The sequence below is a fragment of the Clostridium algidicarnis DSM 15099 genome (genome assembly GCF_002934235.1).
GTDB classification, from domain to species: Bacteria; Bacillota; Clostridia; order Clostridiales; family Clostridiaceae; genus Clostridium_L; species Clostridium_L algidicarnis.
In genome coordinates this window covers 55,379-73,447 of record NZ_PTIS01000011.1, presented here as the reverse complement: position 1 = coordinate 73,447, position 18,069 = coordinate 55,379, and the positions used below count along the sequence as shown (strand labels likewise).

19 protein-coding genes are annotated in these 18,069 nt (G+C 30.0%); 16 read left to right on the top strand and 3 right to left on the bottom strand.

Going from position 1 to position 18,069, the window contains the following annotated elements; translation table 11 throughout:
- The 8 genes from BD821_RS08800 to BD821_RS08765 are packed head-to-tail and all read left to right on the top strand — an operon-like array spanning nt 1 to nt 8,193.
- The gene (locus BD821_RS08800; RefSeq protein ID WP_242971482.1) at nt 1-1,941 is read left to right on the top strand and encodes a V-type ATP synthase subunit I; all 1,941 of its coding nucleotides are present in this window, start codon (nt 1-3) and stop codon (nt 1,939-1,941) included.
- Nucleotides 1,942-1,959: 18 nt separating this feature from the next.
- A complete protein-coding gene (locus BD821_RS08795; RefSeq protein ID WP_104410150.1) occupies nt 1,960-2,451 on the top strand; it encodes a V-type ATP synthase subunit K in 492 nt (163 codons plus the stop codon).
- Nucleotides 2,452-2,467: 16 nt separating this feature from the next.
- The gene (locus BD821_RS08790; RefSeq protein ID WP_104410149.1) at nt 2,468-3,067 is read left to right on the top strand and encodes a V-type ATP synthase subunit E; all 600 of its coding nucleotides are present in this window, start codon (nt 2,468-2,470) and stop codon (nt 3,065-3,067) included.
- Nucleotides 3,068-3,079: 12 nt separating this feature from the next.
- The gene (locus BD821_RS08785; RefSeq protein ID WP_104410148.1) at nt 3,080-4,081 is read left to right on the top strand and encodes a V-type ATP synthase subunit C; all 1,002 of its coding nucleotides are present in this window, start codon (nt 3,080-3,082) and stop codon (nt 4,079-4,081) included.
- Nucleotides 4,071-4,382, top strand: coding sequence for a V-type ATP synthase subunit F (locus BD821_RS08780; RefSeq protein WP_185159047.1), 312 nt, complete (start codon nt 4,071-4,073; stop codon nt 4,380-4,382). Before BD821_RS08785 ends, BD821_RS08780 begins: the two co-directional genes overlap by 11 nt.
- A 17-nt stretch (nt 4,383-4,399) precedes the next feature.
- Nucleotides 4,400-6,175 (top strand): V-type ATP synthase subunit A, encoded by a 1,776-nt coding sequence (locus BD821_RS08775; RefSeq protein ID WP_104410147.1) that lies wholly within the window; start codon nt 4,400-4,402, stop codon nt 6,173-6,175.
- Nucleotides 6,168-7,550, top strand: a complete 1,383-nt coding sequence (locus BD821_RS08770; protein ID WP_029450862.1) for a V-type ATP synthase subunit B — start codon at nt 6,168-6,170, stop codon at nt 7,548-7,550. The genes BD821_RS08775 and BD821_RS08770 overlap by 8 nt, the downstream gene beginning before the upstream one ends.
- A gap of 1 nt (nt 7,551) precedes the next feature.
- Nucleotides 7,552-8,193, top strand: coding sequence for a V-type ATP synthase subunit D (locus BD821_RS08765; protein WP_104410146.1), 642 nt, complete (start codon nt 7,552-7,554; stop codon nt 8,191-8,193).
- Nucleotides 8,194-8,385: 192 nt separating this feature from the next.
- Here BD821_RS08765 and BD821_RS08760 read toward each other — a convergent pair whose 3' ends face one another.
- On the bottom strand, nt 8,386-8,577 hold the full coding sequence (locus BD821_RS08760) for a hypothetical protein (RefSeq protein WP_104410145.1): 192 nt from the start codon (nt 8,575-8,577) through the stop codon (nt 8,386-8,388).
- Nucleotides 8,578-8,846: 269 nt separating this feature from the next.
- On the opposite strand from BD821_RS08760, the gene BD821_RS08755 reads away from it, so the two are divergent.
- On the top strand, nt 8,847-9,362 hold the full coding sequence (locus BD821_RS08755; RefSeq protein WP_029450860.1) for a hypothetical protein: 516 nt from the start codon (nt 8,847-8,849) through the stop codon (nt 9,360-9,362).
- A gap of 137 nt (nt 9,363-9,499) precedes the next feature.
- Here BD821_RS08755 and BD821_RS08750 read toward each other — a convergent pair whose 3' ends face one another.
- Nucleotides 9,500-10,312 carry an SDR family oxidoreductase gene (locus BD821_RS08750; protein WP_104410144.1) on the bottom strand — a complete coding sequence of 271 codons (813 nt, stop codon included), beginning with the start codon at nt 10,310-10,312 and terminating at the stop codon, nt 9,500-9,502.
- A gap of 394 nt (nt 10,313-10,706) precedes the next feature.
- Between BD821_RS08750 and helD the strand changes: the two genes are divergently transcribed.
- The 3 genes from helD to BD821_RS08735 all read left to right on the top strand — a co-directional run bounded on the left by helD (nt 10,707) and on the right by BD821_RS08735 (nt 13,982).
- Nucleotides 10,707-13,013 (top strand): RNA polymerase recycling motor HelD, encoded by a 2,307-nt coding sequence (helD, locus tag BD821_RS08745; RefSeq protein ID WP_104410143.1) that lies wholly within the window; start codon nt 10,707-10,709, stop codon nt 13,011-13,013.
- Nucleotides 13,014-13,310: 297 nt separating this feature from the next.
- On the top strand, nt 13,311-13,559 hold the full coding sequence (locus BD821_RS08740) for a DUF1292 domain-containing protein (RefSeq protein ID WP_104410142.1): 249 nt from the start codon (nt 13,311-13,313) through the stop codon (nt 13,557-13,559).
- A 24-nt stretch (nt 13,560-13,583) separates the two neighbouring features.
- Complete coding sequence (locus BD821_RS08735; RefSeq protein ID WP_104410141.1) at nt 13,584-13,982, top strand: hypothetical protein; 399 nt, start codon at nt 13,584-13,586, stop codon at nt 13,980-13,982.
- Between the two features lie 254 nt (nt 13,983-14,236).
- Here BD821_RS08735 and BD821_RS08730 read toward each other — a convergent pair whose 3' ends face one another.
- On the bottom strand, nt 14,237-14,389 hold the full coding sequence (locus tag BD821_RS08730; RefSeq protein WP_104410140.1) for an aspartyl-phosphate phosphatase Spo0E family protein: 153 nt from the start codon (nt 14,387-14,389) through the stop codon (nt 14,237-14,239).
- Between the two features lie 385 nt (nt 14,390-14,774).
- Between BD821_RS08730 and BD821_RS08725 the strand changes: the two genes are divergently transcribed.
- The 4 genes from BD821_RS08725 to BD821_RS08710 all read left to right on the top strand — a co-directional run bounded on the left by BD821_RS08725 (nt 14,775) and on the right by BD821_RS08710 (nt 17,984).
- Nucleotides 14,775-14,942 carry a DUF896 domain-containing protein gene (locus BD821_RS08725; RefSeq protein ID WP_084170461.1) on the top strand — a complete coding sequence of 56 codons (168 nt, stop codon included), beginning with the start codon at nt 14,775-14,777 and terminating at the stop codon, nt 14,940-14,942.
- A gap of 52 nt (nt 14,943-14,994) precedes the next feature.
- Complete coding sequence (gene hprK / locus BD821_RS08720) at nt 14,995-15,912, top strand: HPr(Ser) kinase/phosphatase (RefSeq protein WP_029450853.1); 918 nt, start codon at nt 14,995-14,997, stop codon at nt 15,910-15,912.
- Nucleotides 15,899-16,465 (top strand): 5-formyltetrahydrofolate cyclo-ligase, encoded by a 567-nt coding sequence (locus tag BD821_RS08715; RefSeq protein ID WP_226104594.1) that lies wholly within the window; start codon nt 15,899-15,901, stop codon nt 16,463-16,465. The genes hprK and BD821_RS08715 overlap by 14 nt, the downstream gene beginning before the upstream one ends.
- A 100-nt stretch (nt 16,466-16,565) precedes the next feature.
- Complete coding sequence (locus BD821_RS08710) at nt 16,566-17,984, top strand: aminopeptidase (RefSeq protein WP_104410139.1); 1,419 nt, start codon at nt 16,566-16,568, stop codon at nt 17,982-17,984.
- Nucleotides 17,985-18,069: the final 85 nt, after the last annotated feature.

The window sequence follows — 18,069 nt, the reverse complement described above, 5'->3', positions numbered from 1 at the left end:
ATGAATAAATTTACTCTGCTAGCCTTTGAATCACAAAAACAACAGCTTTTAGAAGAATTACAACGCTTTGAAGGAGTACAATTTATTAATCTCCAAGATCAAGAAACAGTAGATAAATATGAAGAACTAAAAGGGCTTAAGAAAGATGAACTTGGTGGAGATTTTAGTGAATATGAAAGTGCTCTTTTAAAGATAAAATTTTCTTTAGATTTTTTAAAGCCATATATGGAAAAAGAGTCAACCTTAAAATCATTTTTAAATGGAAAGAAGGCTCTAAACTATAAAGACCTAGAAGAAAAGATAAAGACAAACAATTGGCAAGAGGTCTACAAAAATCTAAAAGAAAAAGAAAAAAAGCTAAATGCTTTAGGTAATGAAAGAACAAAATTGGAGACTGAAATTAGTACTTTATCATTATGGCAAGAATTTGATGCTCCTTTTTCAGATTTAAAAAACTTAAAGTATGTGTCCCCATTTATAGGAACCTTTGCGACTCAGTATGAGGCAGACCTTATTAAGGAATTTAATGAAGTTTTGAAAAATGGCTACATAGAGATTGTTAATAAGGATGTACAAGATACTTATATGTATGCATTAGTTCCTAAAGAGGATGAGGATAAGGCTCGCGACATATTAAAAGAATATGGTTTTAATTCTTTTGCTTTAGTACATGATAGAACTCCTAAAATTCTTATAAAGGATTATAGGGAGAAAGTTATTGAATTAAATAAAGAAGAAGAAAATATAAAATCAGAACTTAAAAAGTTGAATTATGATTTTGAGAATTTAGAAGAGGCTTATGATTATTATAATAACATCGCTTTAAGACTTAAAACTTCAGAAAACTTCCTTAGAACAGAGAATATAGTAACTATTTATGGTTGGAATACTGTGGAAACTAATGAAAATTTAAAAGATAGTATTTCAAAATCAATTGGAGAAGACTATTATCTTAATTTTAGTGAAGTTTTAAAAGAAGATATCGAAGATGTACCTATAAAGCTTAAAAATAATAAGTTTAGCGAATCCTTCGAAAGTATAGTAGAGATGTATAGCTTACCTTTGTATAGTGAGATAGATCCTACACCAATACTTTCAGTATTTTACTTCATATTCTTTGGAATGATGCTTTCAGATGGAGGATATGGATTAGTAATGGTAATAGCTGCACTGCTTGGAATGAAATTTTCTAAAGATAAAAGTAAGCAGAAGACATTTAAGTTTTTCCTTTTTGCAGGTATATCAACTATTATGTGGGGAGCCGTGTATGGAGGGTGGTTTGGTGATTTATTTCCAGAATACTTTGGAATAAAGATACCATTCTTATTAGATCCACCAAATAGCATAATAGAAATCTTTGCTTTATCATTAGGTTTTGGTATTATCCACATATTTGTTGGACTTGGTATAAAAGCTTATATGCTAATAAAGGATCACAAAATAAAAGATGCAATTTATGATGTTTTAAGTTGGTATGTAACAATAATAGGTTCTATAATGATGATAGCTGGAAAAGGTGGATCCATTGGTAAATGGATGCTAATAGGAGGCTTAATCGCTTTACTTTTAACTCAAGGACGATCTGCTCCAACTCTTGGAGGTAAAATTGGAGGAGGAGTATATGGGGTTTATGGTATAACAGGTTATCTTGGAGATATAGTTTCATATTCACGTCTTCTTGCGTTAGGTCTTGCTACTGGATTTATAGCTAATGCATTAAATCTTATAGTAAGCTTATTCCCGAAACCTATTATATATGTATTAGCTCCAATACTTTTTGTTGCACTGCATTTATTTAATTTACTTATAAATGCATTAGGATCATATGTTCATGCAGCTAGATTACAATACCTTGAATTCTTTAATAAGTTCTATGAGGGTGGGGGTAAAAAATTTACTCCATATAAACTTTCAGAAGAATATATAAAAATCACAAAATAGATAGGGGAGGATTTTAACATGACATTCGTACAATTTTTAGTTGATAACAACGGAGGGCTAATATTAGCATTACTAGGAGCTGCTCTTGCTACAGGACTTGCAGGAATAGGTTCTGCAAAGGGAATAGGTATAGTAGGTGAGGCTGCTGCAGGTCTTATGACTGAGGAGCCAGATAAATTTGGTAAGACATTTATACTTGTTGCATTACCAGGTACACAAGGACTATATGGTTTTGTTATAGCATTATTACTATTCACAAAGATAGGTATATTTGGAGGAGAAGCTCCATCATTAGATCTTGGTTTTAAATATTTAATGGCATCTCTACCAGTTGCACTTGCAGGATGGAAATCAGCTATTGCTCAAGGTAAGGTTGCTGCATCAGGAGTTCAGATATTAGCTAAAAGACCTAATGACGTAATGAAGGGTGTTATCTATGCTGTTATGGTTGAAACTTATGCAGTTTTAGGTTTCGTTGCATCATTATTCATGGTCTTATTTGTAAAATAGTTTGGAGTGATAAGGTATGTCTAATATTAACAATCTAGTAAACAAGATATTAGATGAGGCTAATACGAAAAAAGACGAAATCCTTAAATTGGCTCAGAAGGAAAAAGAAGATATAATAAATGCAAAAGTCCAAGAAGCTAAAGCCACTGAAAAATCTATAGTTGAAAAGGCTAAATTAGAAAGTACTACAAGAAAAAGTAGAATAATTTCTAATGCTGAACTTCAAGTTAGAAATGAGAAGCTAGAAGCAAAGCAAACTGTGATTTCAAAGGTTTTAGATGAGGCTTTAAAGCAATTAGGAGATATGGATTCCACACAATATATAAATTACATTAAGAATAAAATTGTTTCTTTAGATATAAATGGTGATGAAAATCTTATAATTAATTCTAAAGATAAAGATTTATTTTCAAATGAAGTTATAGAAGGAATCAATAAATCATTAATAGCTAAGGGCAAAAAAGGTAATATAAAGATAATTTCTGAGCAAAGAGATTTCGAAGGTGGCTTCATCTTAGAAAAGAATGGTATAGAAATCAACAATACTTTTGAAGCATTAATAAGTTCTATGAAAGATGAATTAGAATATGAAATAGCAAAAGTGTTGTTTAACTAAGGAGGGTAATAAATGGATTCAATGCTTTTTACCCAGGTAATACCCAGACTTAGGGTTCTAGAAACAAAACTTTTAGATAAATCAAAAATTGATAGAATGATAGACTCAAGTTCTAAAGAGGAAGCTTTAAAGGTCCTTCAAGAATCAGAGTATTCTACCCTAATGTCTAATATAAAAAGAGCTGAGGATTATGAAATTATATTAAGTGCTGAACTTAAAAGAGTTTATAAAATGCTATATGAAATGACACCAGTAAATAGTATTGTGGACATAATGAGCATAAGATACGATTATCATAATATTAAAGTTTTAATTAAAGGTAAAATATTAGAAAAAGATTTTTCTAATATGATTATACCTATAGGTACCGTAGATATTAATAAGCTTATATATGCATTAGATAATGAATATTATAGAGATTTAAATCCTATAATGAGAAAAGCAATAGAAGAGGCTTTAGAAGATTTTAGTACTTCAAAAGATCCACAAAAGATAGATATTATTTTAGATAAATATTTATTCATTCATCAGCTTTCTTTAAATGAGCAAATAGATGATAAATTTCTAGATAGGTATTTAAGATACCTTATTGACTTAACTAACATAAAAACTCTTTTAAGGGTTAAAAAACAAGATAATACTAGAGATTTCTTAAATAGCTTAATTATACAAGGTGGATATGTTGATAGGGATAAATTGAATTCTTTATATAATGATTCTGTAGAAAATATTCCAGGAAAACTTGCGTTTACTGATTACTCAGAAATTTTAAAGTTTGGAATTGAAGATTATGTTAAGACAGGATCTATAAACTTATTTGAAAAATTAAGTGAAGATTTTATAATGAATTATATGAAGAAGGCTAAATATATAACTTTTGGGCTAGAACCTCTTATTGCATATATATATGCAAAGGAAAATGAAATTAAGCTTATTAGAATTATAATGGTTGGTAAATTAAATAACATCCAAAGTGAAGTTATTAGAGAAAGGCTGCGTGAAAATTATGTATAAGATAGGTGTTGTAGGAGACAAAGACTCCGTTTTAGCATTCAAATCTTTAGGCATAGAAGTTTTTCCAGTAGTAGAACCAGATGAAGCTAGGAAAACTATAGATAGACTTGCTAGAGATAATTACGCGGTTATTTTTGTTACTGAAGCAGTAGCTAAAGATGTAACTGAAACTATTGAAAGATATAACAAAGAAACATTGCCAGCCGTAATATTAATCCCAAATAATCAGGGAACATTAAATATAGGATTAAGTAAGATAAACGAAAATGTGGAAAAAGCAGTTGGTGTTAATATTTTATAGGAAGGTAGGTTGGTAACTTGAAAACCGGTAAGATTGTTAAAGTTTCAGGTCCTTTAGTAGTTGCTGAAGGATTAGAAGAAGCTAATATATATGACGTATGTAAAGTTGGGAAAAACCGCCTTATCGGTGAAATCATCGAGATGAGAGGCGATATGGCATCTATACAGGTTTATGAAGAAACCTCAGGAATAGGACCAGGAGACCCAGTTGAAACAACTGGAGAACCCTTAAGTGTAGAACTTGGACCTGGTTTAATAGAGTCTATGTTTGATGGTATTCAAAGACCTTTGAATGCATATCTTTTAGCTGCAAAAAGCAATTATTTAAAAAGAGGAATAGAAGTGCCTTCTTTAAATAGAGAGAAAAAGTGGGACTTTAAGCCTACAATAAAGGTTGGAGATAAGGTTATATCAGGTTCTACACTAGGTGTAGTTCAAGAGACACCTGTTATTGAACATAAGATTATGGTTCCTTATGGAATAAAGGGAGTAGTTAAAGAAATTAAACAAGGAGAACATACTATAGTAGAAACTATATGTGTTTTAGATACAGATAAAGGTGAAGTAGCTTTAACTATGATGCAAAAATGGCCTGTTAGACGTGGGAGACCTTATGAAAGAAAATTAAATCCAGTAGAACCTATGATTACAGGACAAAGAGTTATAGATACATTTTTCCCAGTAGCTAAAGGAGGAACAGCAGCAGTACCAGGACCTTTTGGTGCAGGGAAAACAGTTGTTCAACATCAGATAGCTAAATGGGGAGATACTGAAGTTGTTGTATATGTTGGATGTGGAGAACGTGGAAATGAGATGACAGACGTTTTAAATGAGTTCCCAGAACTTAAAGACCCTAAAACAGGTCAGTCATTAATGAAAAGAACTGTTCTAATAGCAAATACATCTAATATGCCAGTTGCTGCTAGAGAAGCTTCAATATACACTGGAATTACTATCTCAGAGTACTTTAGAGATATGGGATATTCAGTTGCTATAATGGCTGACTCTACATCCCGTTGGGCAGAAGCTCTAAGAGAAATGTCAGGAAGACTTGAAGAAATGCCTGGTGACGAAGGTTACCCTGCTTACTTAGGTTCAAGACTTGCTGAATTCTATGAAAGAGCTGGTAAGGTAGTATGCCTTGGTGGTGAGGGAGTAGAAGGAGCTGTTACAGCTATAGGAGCTATATCACCTCCAGGAGGAGACTTATCTGAGCCAGTAACACAGTCAACGCTTAGAATAGTTAAAGCCTTTTGGGGACTAGACGCACAACTTGCTTATAGAAGACATTTCCCATCTATTAACTGGATGGATTCCTATTCACTATATGAAGATAAAGTAGGAGAATGGATGGATAAAGAAGTTGCTTCAGACTGGGTAACTATAAGAACAGAGGCTATGGCTCTTCTTCAAGAAGAAGCTACTCTAGAAGAGATAGTTAGATTAGTTGGTATAGATGCTTTATCTGAAAGAGATAGATTGAAACTTGAAGTTTCAAAGTCTTTAAGAGAAGATTATTTACAACAAAATGCATTTAATGAAGTAGATACTTATTCATCATTAGCAAAACAATATAAGATGTTAAAGCTTGTATTACAATTTTATCATGAGGGTGAAAAAGCATTAGAAGCAGGTATTTATTTAAAAGAAATTCTAGATATAGAAGTAAGAGATAGAATAGCTAGAAGTAAGTATATACCTGAAGAGGATATAATTAAGATAGATCAAATATCAAAGGATCTTTCAAGTGCTATTGACAACTTGATAAGCAAGGGAGGTGTGGTTAATGCTTAAAGAATATAGAACAGTCACCGAGGTTGTTGGACCTCTTATGGTAGTTGAAGGTGTTGAAGGAGTAAAGTTTGACGAGTTAGTTGAAATTGAAATGCACACTGGTGAAATAAGAAGAGGTAAAGTACTTGAAATCAATGGTAGTAAGGCTATGGTTCAGATATTTGAAGGATCTTCAGGTATAAATCCTAAGGGGACTAAAGCTAAGTTTTTAGGTAAACCCCTTGACCTTGGAGTTTCAGAAGATATGCTTGGAAGAGTCTTTGATGGTATGGGTAGACCAAAGGACAATGGACCTAAAATAATACCAGAAAAAAGACTAGATATAAATGGAGAACCTATAAATCCAGTAGCCAGAGATTTTCCTTCTGAATTTATTCAAACAGGAATATCTGCTATAGATGGACTTAATACACTTGTTAGAGGACAAAAGTTGCCAGTTTTCTCAGGATCAGGACTTCCACACTCACAGCTTGCTGCACAAATAGCAAGACAGGCAAAGGTTTTAGGATCTGAGTCTAAGTTTGCGGTAGTTTTTGCTGCTATAGGAATAACATTTGAAGAGGCTGAATTCTTTGTAGAAGACTTTACTAAAACAGGATCTATTGATAGATCCGTATTATTTATGAATCTTGCAAATGACCCAGCAATAGAAAGAATTGCAACTCCAAGAATGGCTCTTACTTGTGCTGAGTATTTGGCCTATGAAAAAGGAATGCACGTTCTTGTAATAATGACAGATATGACTAACTATGCTGAAGCTTTACGTGAAGTATCAGCAGCGAGAAAAGAAGTTCCAGGTAGAAGAGGATATCCAGGGTACCTTTACACAGACCTTGCTAACCTTTATGAAAGAGCAGGTAGGGTAAGAGGTGCAGAAGGATCTATAACTCAAATACCAATACTTACAATGCCAGAAGATGATAAAACGCATCCAATACCTGACCTTACAGGATATATAACTGAAGGCCAAATAATTCTTTCAAGAGAATTATATAAAAAAGGCATAACACCACCTATAGACGTTTTGCCATCTTTATCAAGACTTAAAGATAAAGGTATAGGTAAGGGGAAAACAAGAGAAGATCATGCAGATACAATGAATCAATTATTCTCAGCTTATGCTCAAGGTAAACAATCTAAAGAGCTAGCTGCGATCCTAGGAGAGTCTGCACTTTCGGATACAGATAAAAAGTATGCAAAATTTGCGGAAGCTTTTGAAAAAGAATATGTAGATCAAGGATTTACAACAAATAGGACTATAGAAGAAACCTTAGACCTTGGTTGGAAATTACTTAAAATACTTCCAAGAACGGAGCTTAAGAGAATAAGAGATGAATATCTTGAAAAATATCTGCCTTTAAGAAAGGAAGATTAATATGACAAGATTGAATGTTAACCCTACAAGAATGGAGCTTAGTAAGCTTAAAAAGAGACTAGTAACTGCAACTAGAGGACATAAGCTATTAAAAGACAAACAAGATGAGCTTATGAGACAGTTTATAAATTTAATAAGATATAATAATGAACTTAGAAAGTCTGTAGAAATAGAGCTTGAGGAAGCTTTAAAGAGTTTTGTTATGGCTAGAGGAGTTATGAGTTCTGAATTTTTAGAAGAAGCAATAGCCTATCCTAAAGAAAGTATAAGTCTAGAGGTAGGTAGTAAAAATATAATGAGTGTTAATGTTCCAGTAATGAATTTTATAAGGCAATTAGACGATGATGCTGGTAGTATATATCCTTATGGATTTGCTAATACTTCAGCAGAATTAGATGGAGCTATTGAAAAATTATATAAAGTTCTTCCAAGACTTTTAGAACTAGCTGAAGTAGAAAAATCTACTCAACTTATGGCAGATGAAATTGAAAAGACAAGAAGAAGAGTTAATGCTCTTGAATACATGACTATACCTCAATTGCAAGAAACAATTAAATATATTAGGATGAAGCTAGATGAAAATGAAAGAGGTGCTCTAACAAGACTTATGAAAGTTAAGAGCATGATAGAACAAAGAGGATAATACTTTTAATTTCAAATTAGTATCTTAATTAATTTAAATAGCCTAAAGCTACAGATTTAAAACATAAAATTAAAATAAGAGGTTAAGAAGCTTTATAATAAAGCTCTTCTTAACCTCTTATTTTATTATGCCATAATAGATTTAATAAGGTTCTTAAAAATTAGGTTGGCACTTTATACATAATTTCTATATTTATAAAGTTACTCCTTTTACCCCAAAGGTAGAACCTAAGAATGGAAATTTAGACTTTTCATAGATGGAAAGATTCGCTTCGTCTATAATAAGAGATTTGTGTATATAAACCTTTATTTGTTTATACTCATAGATTTTGTAATCACTTTTATTATCTAAAGTTTTTAAAACCTCAATCCAGAGATTTTTCACAGAACCACTTCAACCAACATTTGATGTTACTGCCTTTATAACGAAGAAACCATTTTTCTTTGTAGCTGCATTTAAAGCTTTATCATCGATTATCATATTAACACCTCCACATACTTATACCTGGTATAGGTATATTATAGCTGCTTTTTTAAGTTAAGTCAATATTAGTTAAAAACAGTAACTTATTCACATAAAATTATGTTTACAATGATGTGAAAACGATATATACTAGTGTATATACACTAGTAATATTTAAGGGGGAAATACTTATGGATAATAAATTAGAGAAAATGGTGCTTACTTCGATATTTATAGCCTTTTCAATAATAATACCTATACAATTTGGATTTTTAAGAATTAATATACCACCATTTTCTGCAACTTTAGCTTCTCATGTACCTATGTTCTTTTCTATGCTGATATCACCAGCAAGTGCTATTGTGGTTGGGGTTGGATCAGCTGTAGGGTTTTTGTTAGCGGGGACACCTCTTCCAGTAGTTGCAAGAGCTAGTATGCATATTATTGTAGGCTTTTTAGGAGCCACAGCTATAAAAAGAGGTATATCATTTAAGAAGGTTGTAATTATTACATCACCAATACATGGTATCTTAGAAGCATTAGCAGTTATACCTTTTGTTGGGTTTAATGCCTTTTATATTTTGGTAGTAGTTATGATTGGAACTATGTTACACCATATAGCAGATGGAGCTATATCTTATGTATTACTAAAGAGTTTGTCAAGAGCCATGAAAAGAGATATGACAATGAGCATTTTAAAGCAATAACCAATGAATTTAATATTAATGTATGTTTAAAAAGCTTTTTTATTTTAAAATAAAAAAGCTTTTTTGTTATTCATATATATTTATAATTTTTAGAACTTAACATCAAGTAATTGTAATTTAAATAGCATAAAGATACTTTACAATTCAAGTATAATATCATCTAACCTTCTTAAAGGTATAGAAAAGGTATCTTTTGCCTTGGTAGAGTTTATGGCTGAAAAGCTTGGTCTTTTGGCAGTATTTACTAATAATTTTTCAGGCAACTTAAGTATATTTTTATCAAACCTTTTATTTTTTAATAGATGGGTTACTATATCATACTTTGAAGAATAATCTTCACTAGAAAGATTATATATACCATAATTATCTGTTTTAATAATTGTATTAATAAAATATGATAAGTCCTTGATTGATGTTACATTAGTTTTTTCAAGGGAACAAAGTACAATAGGTGATGGATTATCTAACATCTTTAGTATAGAGCATTTGTTAGCGTCGATAATCCAGGAAGTTCTAATAATAAAAAAGTTATTTAAAAGAGTTCTTATTAAATTTTCACCCTCAAGTTTAGTTTTAGCATAGATATTTATTGGATCACAAATATCAGTTTCAACGTAGGGTGAAGACTTATAATCTCCATAAACATAACTAGTAGATATATAAACTATAGGAATATTAAATTTATAACACATAGAAGCTATATTTAAAGTACCTAAGGTGTTGGTTGAGTATGCTAAGGATTCATTTGATTCACAATAATCCACATCTGTTATAGCGGCTGTGTGAAGTATTATATCGGGGGTTGTTTTGCATATGACATCACAGATCTGGCTTTTGTTTGTTACATCAAAATCAGATTTAGAAAAAGAATAGATTTGATGTTCATCACTTAATGAAGTAGTTAAGTAGCTACCTATATTTCCATTGCTACCGGATATTAAAATTTTCAAATTATCACCTCATATATTTAATTTGTCCATAAAAATATTTAGTTGAGTATTTAAAAAGAGTTTAATATATTAGTATATTTTACATCTTAGACTGTTATTTTTTTTAGTATGCATTATAATAATAAAAGAAGATTTTTTATACTCTTATTATTTATCAAGTGATTCTTAGACTCAGGTGGAGTTTGCTTATAAGGAATACATCTTTCCATCTGCATCTGAGTCTTAGAAGAACTTATCCAGGGGTGTAGCAGCCGTCATCCCCCACCTTGAAGAGGAGGGGGGGTTACGGATGGTATCCATCGGATAAAAGCCATATTAAAGTATATGATAAGCTTATTGAAATTATTGATATATGATTTTAGAAAGTGATAAAACTTAGAAAAGAGGTGCAACCTTGGAAAAACAAGCTGAATTACAATTAGAAAGAAAAAAGCTAGATGATACTAAATCTTGGATAGAACATAAGATTGATTCTATTGAAAATGATAAAGATGGATTACAAAAGAAAATATCTGAATTAAAAAAGGCTTCTCATGGAAGTTACAGTGAAGAATTAGAAACAAATTTAAAGTTATATGACATTGTTTATAAAAGTTTAAGTAACTATAAAGAAGCTTATCCAGAACCATACTTTTCTAGGATAGATTTTAGAGAATACAGAAAAGAAAAGGAAAGTTATTATATAGGCAAGTTTGGGCTTGGAGACATAGAAAGTGGAGAGGAAGTAGTTATAGATTGGAGGGCTCCTATAGCTGATCTTTATTATAGTGGATCAGAAGGAGATTCTTATTATACAGCTCCGATTGGAGTTATAAATGGAGATTTATCCTTAAAGAGAAGATTTTTATATAACGAGGCTTATATAAAAGATATTTTTGATGAGGGAATAAATAATATAATAATAAGAAACCTAGAAGATGCTTCTTCTGAAAATGCTTTAGTAGATGAATTTTTAAGAATAAACTTGGAAAAGAGTACCGGAAATAAATTAAAAGATGTAGTAGCAACTATTCAAAAGGAACAAAATGCTATTATAAGAGCAGAAAAGAACTTCCCAATTATAGTGCAAGGATCAGCAGGTTCAGGTAAAACTACTGTAGCACTTCATAGACTTGCTTATCTTTTATATAGACATAAAAATAAGATAAGTGGAGAGGATATATTAGTATTAGCACCTAATAATTTGTTTTTGGATTATATATCAGAACTTTTGCCAAGCCTTGGTGTAGATAAAGTAAAACAAAGCACATTTGAGCAGATATCTTTAAATATATTAGGTATTAAAAAAAAGGTAGTAACTAAGGATAAAAAGCTATCTTTAGTATTAGAATCAGATGTTGAAGATATTAAGTATATAACTAACTCTAGTAGAGTAAAGGGAAGCATTGTTTTTAAAACTATATTAAATAGGTACATTCAATTATTAGAAAGAAAAGATGGAAACATTAAAGACATAAAGGTAGAAGATTATGTGTTGTTTGAAAGTAAAGAAATAAAAAGATTGTTTTTAAGGGACATGTCAAACCTTCCTATAAATAAAAGGAAAGAAGAAATAAAAAGGTATTTTACTTTAAAACTTAAAGAAAAGATAAATGATATTATGGGGAGAATAGACTTTTTTTATGATTATACAATTGCTAGGACAAAAAAGACTATGGAGGATGGAATAGAAAGAAGGAAACGAATCATTGAAATATATGATGAAAGAGACGAGAAAAAGAAAAATATTAAAAGACAGGCAAAAAAGTCTTTTGAATCCTATTTTATAAATTGGGGTAACCTAGACTCTCAAGGCCTTTATTATAATATGTTTGAAAATGAAGATATATTTTATGAAGCAACTGCAGATAAAATTCCAAAAGCTTTAGGAGAATATATGAAAAATGAAATATTAAAAAATAAAGAAGAAAATGTCATAGATAGTGATGATTTAGCAGCCATGCTTTATATAAAGTTTAAAATAGAGGGTGTACCTGAAAAGTATAAATTTCAGCATGTGGTTATAGATGAGGCACAAGATTACAGCTATTTTCAATTAGAAGCTCTTAAAAATATAGTAAAAGGTGAGTCTTTTACAATTGTTGGAGACCTTGGTCAAGGCATATATTATTATAAAGGAATTGACAGTTGGACTAGTGTTATAAAGGATGTATTTAATGGAAATTGTAGTTATATGCCCTTAAAACAAAGTTATAGATCAACAGTTGAAATTATTGAATTTGCAAATAAAGTATTAAAAAAACAAAAGAATAATTTAGATCCAGCAATACCTGTGCTTAGAAGAGGTAAGGAACCTAAAGTAATTAAATTTCAAAATAATAAAGATTTTGCAAATAAAATAGATCAAATTGTTAAAGAAGTTAAGGAGCTAGGAAAGTCTAGTATAGCTATAGTTGGTAGAACTTATAAAGAATGTAAAAAGATAAGTGATTACATGAAAAAATATAGTAAGAATTCCTGGGACTTGGTAAAGGATGGGGATACAAGTTTAAAGATTGAAAGTATAATAATACCTTCTTATATGACAAAAGGGCTGGAGTTTGATTGTACTGTAGTTTATAATTGTAATGAAGATAATTATACTAATGAGGAAATAGATAAAAGGCTGCTTTATGTGGTTCTAACAAGGGCTCTGCATTTAGAGTATATATTTTATAATGGAAAGGTCTCACCTCTTTTGGAGGAGTATATTTTAGAATAATTAAGCAAGTTATAAATAGAATTTAAAGTTCACGTTTATTAAGTCAAAGGATTAATATAAAAAGGTGAAAAGTTTATTAATATAGTTATTAGTTATAAAATTATTAAATTAATAATTTCATAACTTTGTTGAATATATAATTTGTAATATGTTAATATATATTCATTGATTAATAAACTTCTTTATTCTATATTTGTTATTAGGATAAAGAACTTTATAAAATATAAGAAGGCTAAATTAAAATATAAGTTTGGTCTATTTTATAGTCTTTAAGTTAGATGAAAATGAGGTGAAGATTTGGAAGAAAAAGAAATAATGTCATTTAAGGATGAAGAGGGCAATAAAGTTGATTTTGAAGCTATAGCAAGAATTTATCTAGAAGAGAAAGAAAGTGAGTATCTTATTTTATCAGAGGTAAATGGTAATGAGGATGATGCTTTTATATTTAGAGTAGATAGGTTTGAAGATAAAGAAGAATTAAACTTAGTAGAAGATAAAGATGAGTTTGAAGCAGTAAAAAAAGAATATAAAAAGTTGTTATATTAAAAATAAAGATTAAGGAGCATTATAATGAAAAAAGATGAAATAATTGATTTTTTACTAGAAAGAGAAATAAGTGAGGTAGAAGAAATACCTTACAAAAATGATATATTAGTGTTAAGAGCTTATTATGATTTTGATGAAGAAGAGATGAAAGCAGCTAAAGCTTATGCTAATGATGAATGCAAATCTGAAGAAGAGGACAGTGAGTGGTATGATGATTTCTTACTTCCTTATCTTAGTGATGTAGCTATAGATAATGTTGGAGATCTTGTAGAAGACCTTATGGAGGAGTTTGAAGTAGAAGGCCAATATGTATCTTATGATATACCTAAGGAAAACTGTAAGTATAATGAATTCATATTAGCTGTATGTGCTAAAAATAAAGAATTAGATATAGAAGATATCTTAAACGAATTGAACTTATAATAAGATTTTGCAAAATGTATACACTTAAAATGTATGCACTTATTGAAAGTATACATTTTGTAATTGAATTTATAGGTAGAATAATTATAGTATAAATGAGAGACTTGTATAAAAATAAATATTATAAAATATATAAGGAAGTATATTATTTAATTTATGACCTTTATGTTTATGATATATTATTAATTTATACAAGTTTTTTATATTTTAATTGGACATTTTTAAAATTAAATCTTTAAAGGACTTGTGAGGGTTCAATCTAAATATTTATAATATTTAACAATAAGCTTGTCCAATGTCTCACTACATTCAACTACACAACTGTCAGTAGGTTTTTTTGTAGATAGTAACTTATATAAATCATTTTTCAAAGATTCTATCTCATTTTCTAATATATCTTTTTCCATCTGCACGCCTCCAAAACTAGTATGCTACTTAAACTATTTTATCAGAATTTGAAAAATATAAAAGAAAAAGTTTTAGTCAAATTACTACACAATACTACAAATTTATACAAGAATTTGTATAAATATACCGTAAGATACAAGATACATACATTTTAAATGTTAAATAAAATTATAAATTCATTGATAATGTTAGAGAATATGTATTTGTGTTTGTAATTTTAGTTTAAATAATGTTTAATATAATATAGAAGGTAATTTCAAAAATCTTTAATTTAATTATCAAATTTAGTTTAAATAATATTTAATATAATGTACAGAAGTTATAAATATGTGGGGTTGCTTTGAGCTTATCTTTCACATAAAACATATAAGAAAGGATGATATTATGAAAATTGAAGATGTTATCAATAGAATAAATATTTTATATAAAAAAAGTCAAGAGGAAGGCTTAACGGAAGAAGAAACCCTTGAACAAAAAGAGTTAAGGCAAAGATATATAGATAACGTTAAATCTAATTTCAGAGCTCAGTTAGAGACTATAGAAAAAAAATAGGATATAAAATATATTAGCTATTTTTATTAAATTAAAGCTTAGGGGTGAAAAGATGACAGTTACAGTAGAAAAACTAATAAAAGATTTCAATTTAGAAGTTTTATCTGAAGGTAAAAAAGGAATAATGATAACTACCAGCGACTTTAATAGACCAGGATTACAACTTGCAGGATTCTACAATTATTTTTCTAAAGATAGAATTCAGATAATGGGTATGGCAGAATGGAGTTTTATAGATGACATGCAAGTAGAGCTTAGAAAAAAAAGACTTAAAAAGTATTTCACGTTTGAAACTCCTTGTCTAATACTAACAAGAGACTTAGACCCTCATAGCGAATTACTTGAAAATGCTATTAAGTGCAATAAGTGGGTTTTAAAAACTAGTATGATATCTACAAAATTTATAAGTAAACTTACTACATATCTTGATGATAAGCTAGCACCAGAAACCAGAGTACACGGTGTATTATTAGATATTTATGGCATAGGTATATTAATAACAGGAGAAAGTGGAATAGGTAAGAGTGAAACAGCCTTAGAACTTATAAAAAGAGGACATAGGTTGGTTGCAGATGATGCAGTAGATATAAAAGAGATTGATGGTATACTAAAGGGGAGGTCTCCTTATATAACCTTTGGTATGTTAGAAGTAAGAGGCATGGGAATTATAGACGTTCCAGCTTTATATGGACTTAGTTCAGTGTTAAATAATAAAACAATAAAATTTGTTATAAGTTTAGAACATTGGAAAGATGAAGATGTCTATGATAGACTTGGTATAGATAAAGAATATGTAGATATACTAAATGTGCCTGTAAGAAAAATAACAGTACCTATAAGGCCTGGAAGAAATATAGCTGTTATAGTGGAAGCTGCAGCTGCAAATTATAGATACAGCCATATGTCAAATGTGACTCCAGCAGAAATAATAGATCAAAGAATGGAGATGAATATAGATGAAGATGAATAATGATAAAAAAGATTTAAGAATTATATCTAAAAATAAAAGAAAAGAATTATGTGCATTAGATAGAAAGTATTACGATAGTCTAATATTAGAAAATGTTTTAAATGATCAAAAGTTTAAAGACAGTAACACTATTTTTATATATGTAAGTTATAAAGATGAAGTGGATACACATGAAATAATTAAAAATGCTCTTTTATTAAATAAAAAAGTATGTGTGCCAGTGATTATATCGAAAGAAGCTGGTATGGAGGCAGTATATATAAATTCTTTAAAGGACCTTGAGGCTAATTATATGGGAATACTAGAACCTAAATATAATAAAGATAATGTAGCTAAAGCAGAAGATATCGATGTCGTATTTGTTCCTGGACTAGCATTTGATACAAAGGGTGGACGACTTGGCTATGGAGGAGGATTTTACGATAGATTTTTAAGAGATCTAAAAAAACAAGCTGTAAAAATCGCACTAGCTTATAAAAATCAGATAGTAGATTATGTTCCTATGGAGTCATTAGATGTAAAAATTGATTATATAATAAGCAATGAAAAATAAAAGTAAATTACAGGTTTGTATTTAACTTAGAATTCATGTAAAATGTAATTATTGCTAAAATTCTTGCTAAAATTTTATAAAATGAATGGGGGATAAACTTATGTCAACTAATAATGAACCAAAAAATGTATTGACTAAAACTTACGATTCTGCTTGGGATAAGTATTCAAAACAGGACCTAGAAAAGGTATTTGCTTTAAGTGATAGGTATAAAGAATTTATATCTAAATGTAAGACAGAACGTGAATGTGTTACAGAGTTTATAAAGCTTGCTGAGGCAAAGGGTTACATGGACATAGAAAAGGTTATTTCAGAAGGTAAAACATTAAAACCAGGAGATAAAGTATACGCAAACAATAAAGGTAAAAACTTAGCTATGTTCTTAATAGGTGAGGAAAAGATGGAAAAAGGTCTTAGTATATTAGGAGCACATATAGATTCTCCAAGACTTGATTTAAAGCAAAATCCATTATATGAAGATACAGACCTTGCTCTTATGGAAACTCACTATTATGGCGGAGTTAAGAAATATCAATGGGTTACTATTCCTTTAAGTGTACATGGAGTTATGGTTAAAAAAGATGGAACTACTGTTGAAATAGTAATAGGTGAAGATGATAACGATCCAGTTATAGGAATTTCAGATCTTTTAATTCATCTATCAGCAGATCAAATGGATAAAAAATTAGGGAAAGCTATCGAAGGTGAAGACCTTAATATATTAGTTGGAAGTATGCCACTAGAAGATAAAGATTCAAAAGAAAGAGTTAAGAATAATATATTAAAATTATTAAATGAGAAGTATGGCATTATAGAAGAAGACTTTGTGTCAGCAGAACTTGAAGTAGTTCCAGCTGGTAGAGCAAGAGATTATGGATTTGATAGAAGTATGGTTATGGGCTATGGTCATGATGATAGAGTATGCGCATACACTTCTTTCGAAGCAATGATAGGAATGGAAAAATCAAAGAAAACTTATGTAACTTTATTAGTAGATAAAGAAGAAGTAGGTAGCATAGGTGCTACTGGTATGCAATCAAGATTTTTTGAAAATGTAGTAGCAGAAATTATGGATAGAACTTCTGATTACAGTGAGTTAAAACTTAGAAGATGTCTTTCAAATTCAAAGATGTTATCTTCAGATGTTAGCGCTGCGTATGATCCTAACTATCCATCTGTTATGGAAAAAAGAAATTCAGCATACTTTGGAAAAGGATTAGTATTTAACAAATACACTGGATCTAGAGGAAAAGGTGGATGCAACGATGCTAATGCTGAATACATTGGAGAACTTAGAACAATAATGGATAAACATAATGTAACATGGCAAACAGCTGAGCTTGGAAAAGTAGACCAAGGAGGCGGAGGAACTATTGCATACATCCTTGCTGAATATGGCATGGAAGTAATAGACTCCGGTGTAGCACTTCATAATATGCATGCTCCATGGGAAGTAGCTAGTAAGGCAGATATATATGAAGCAATGAGAGGGTACTGTGCATTTTTATTAGAAGCATAAGTCTTTAGAAAATAAAAAAGAGTAAGAATCTTAAGTTAAGATTCTTACTCTTTTAATGTTATACATTATATTAAAATATTTCACT

Excerpts from the sequence above, each read along its gene's own strand:
- BD821_RS08730 (WP_104410140.1), bottom strand. The coding sequence starts at position 14,389 with ATGGAAAAAGATATATTAGAAAATGAGATAGAATCTTTGAAAAATGAT.
- BD821_RS08725 (WP_084170461.1), top strand. The coding sequence starts at position 14,775 with ATGAAAATTGAAGATGTTATCAATAGAATAAATATTTTATATAAAAAA.
- hprK (WP_029450853.1), top strand. The coding sequence starts at position 14,995 with ATGACAGTTACAGTAGAAAAACTAATAAAAGATTTCAATTTAGAAGTT.
- BD821_RS08735 (WP_104410141.1), top strand. The coding sequence starts at position 13,584 with ATGAAAAAAGATGAAATAATTGATTTTTTACTAGAAAGAGAAATAAGT.
- BD821_RS08795 (WP_104410150.1), top strand. The coding sequence starts at position 1,960 with ATGACATTCGTACAATTTTTAGTTGATAACAACGGAGGGCTAATATTA.
- BD821_RS08715 (WP_226104594.1), top strand. The coding sequence starts at position 15,899 with ATGAAGATGAATAATGATAAAAAAGATTTAAGAATTATATCTAAAAAT.
- BD821_RS08710 (WP_104410139.1), top strand. The coding sequence starts at position 16,566 with ATGTCAACTAATAATGAACCAAAAAATGTATTGACTAAAACTTACGAT.
- BD821_RS08765 (WP_104410146.1), top strand. The coding sequence starts at position 7,552 with ATGACAAGATTGAATGTTAACCCTACAAGAATGGAGCTTAGTAAGCTT.
- BD821_RS08755 (WP_029450860.1), top strand. The coding sequence starts at position 8,847 with ATGGATAATAAATTAGAGAAAATGGTGCTTACTTCGATATTTATAGCC.
- BD821_RS08790 (WP_104410149.1), top strand. The coding sequence starts at position 2,468 with ATGTCTAATATTAACAATCTAGTAAACAAGATATTAGATGAGGCTAAT.
- BD821_RS08785 (WP_104410148.1), top strand. The coding sequence starts at position 3,080 with ATGGATTCAATGCTTTTTACCCAGGTAATACCCAGACTTAGGGTTCTA.
- BD821_RS08800 (WP_242971482.1), top strand. The coding sequence starts at position 1 with ATGAATAAATTTACTCTGCTAGCCTTTGAATCACAAAAACAACAGCTT.
- BD821_RS08770 (WP_029450862.1), top strand. The coding sequence starts at position 6,168 with ATGCTTAAAGAATATAGAACAGTCACCGAGGTTGTTGGACCTCTTATG.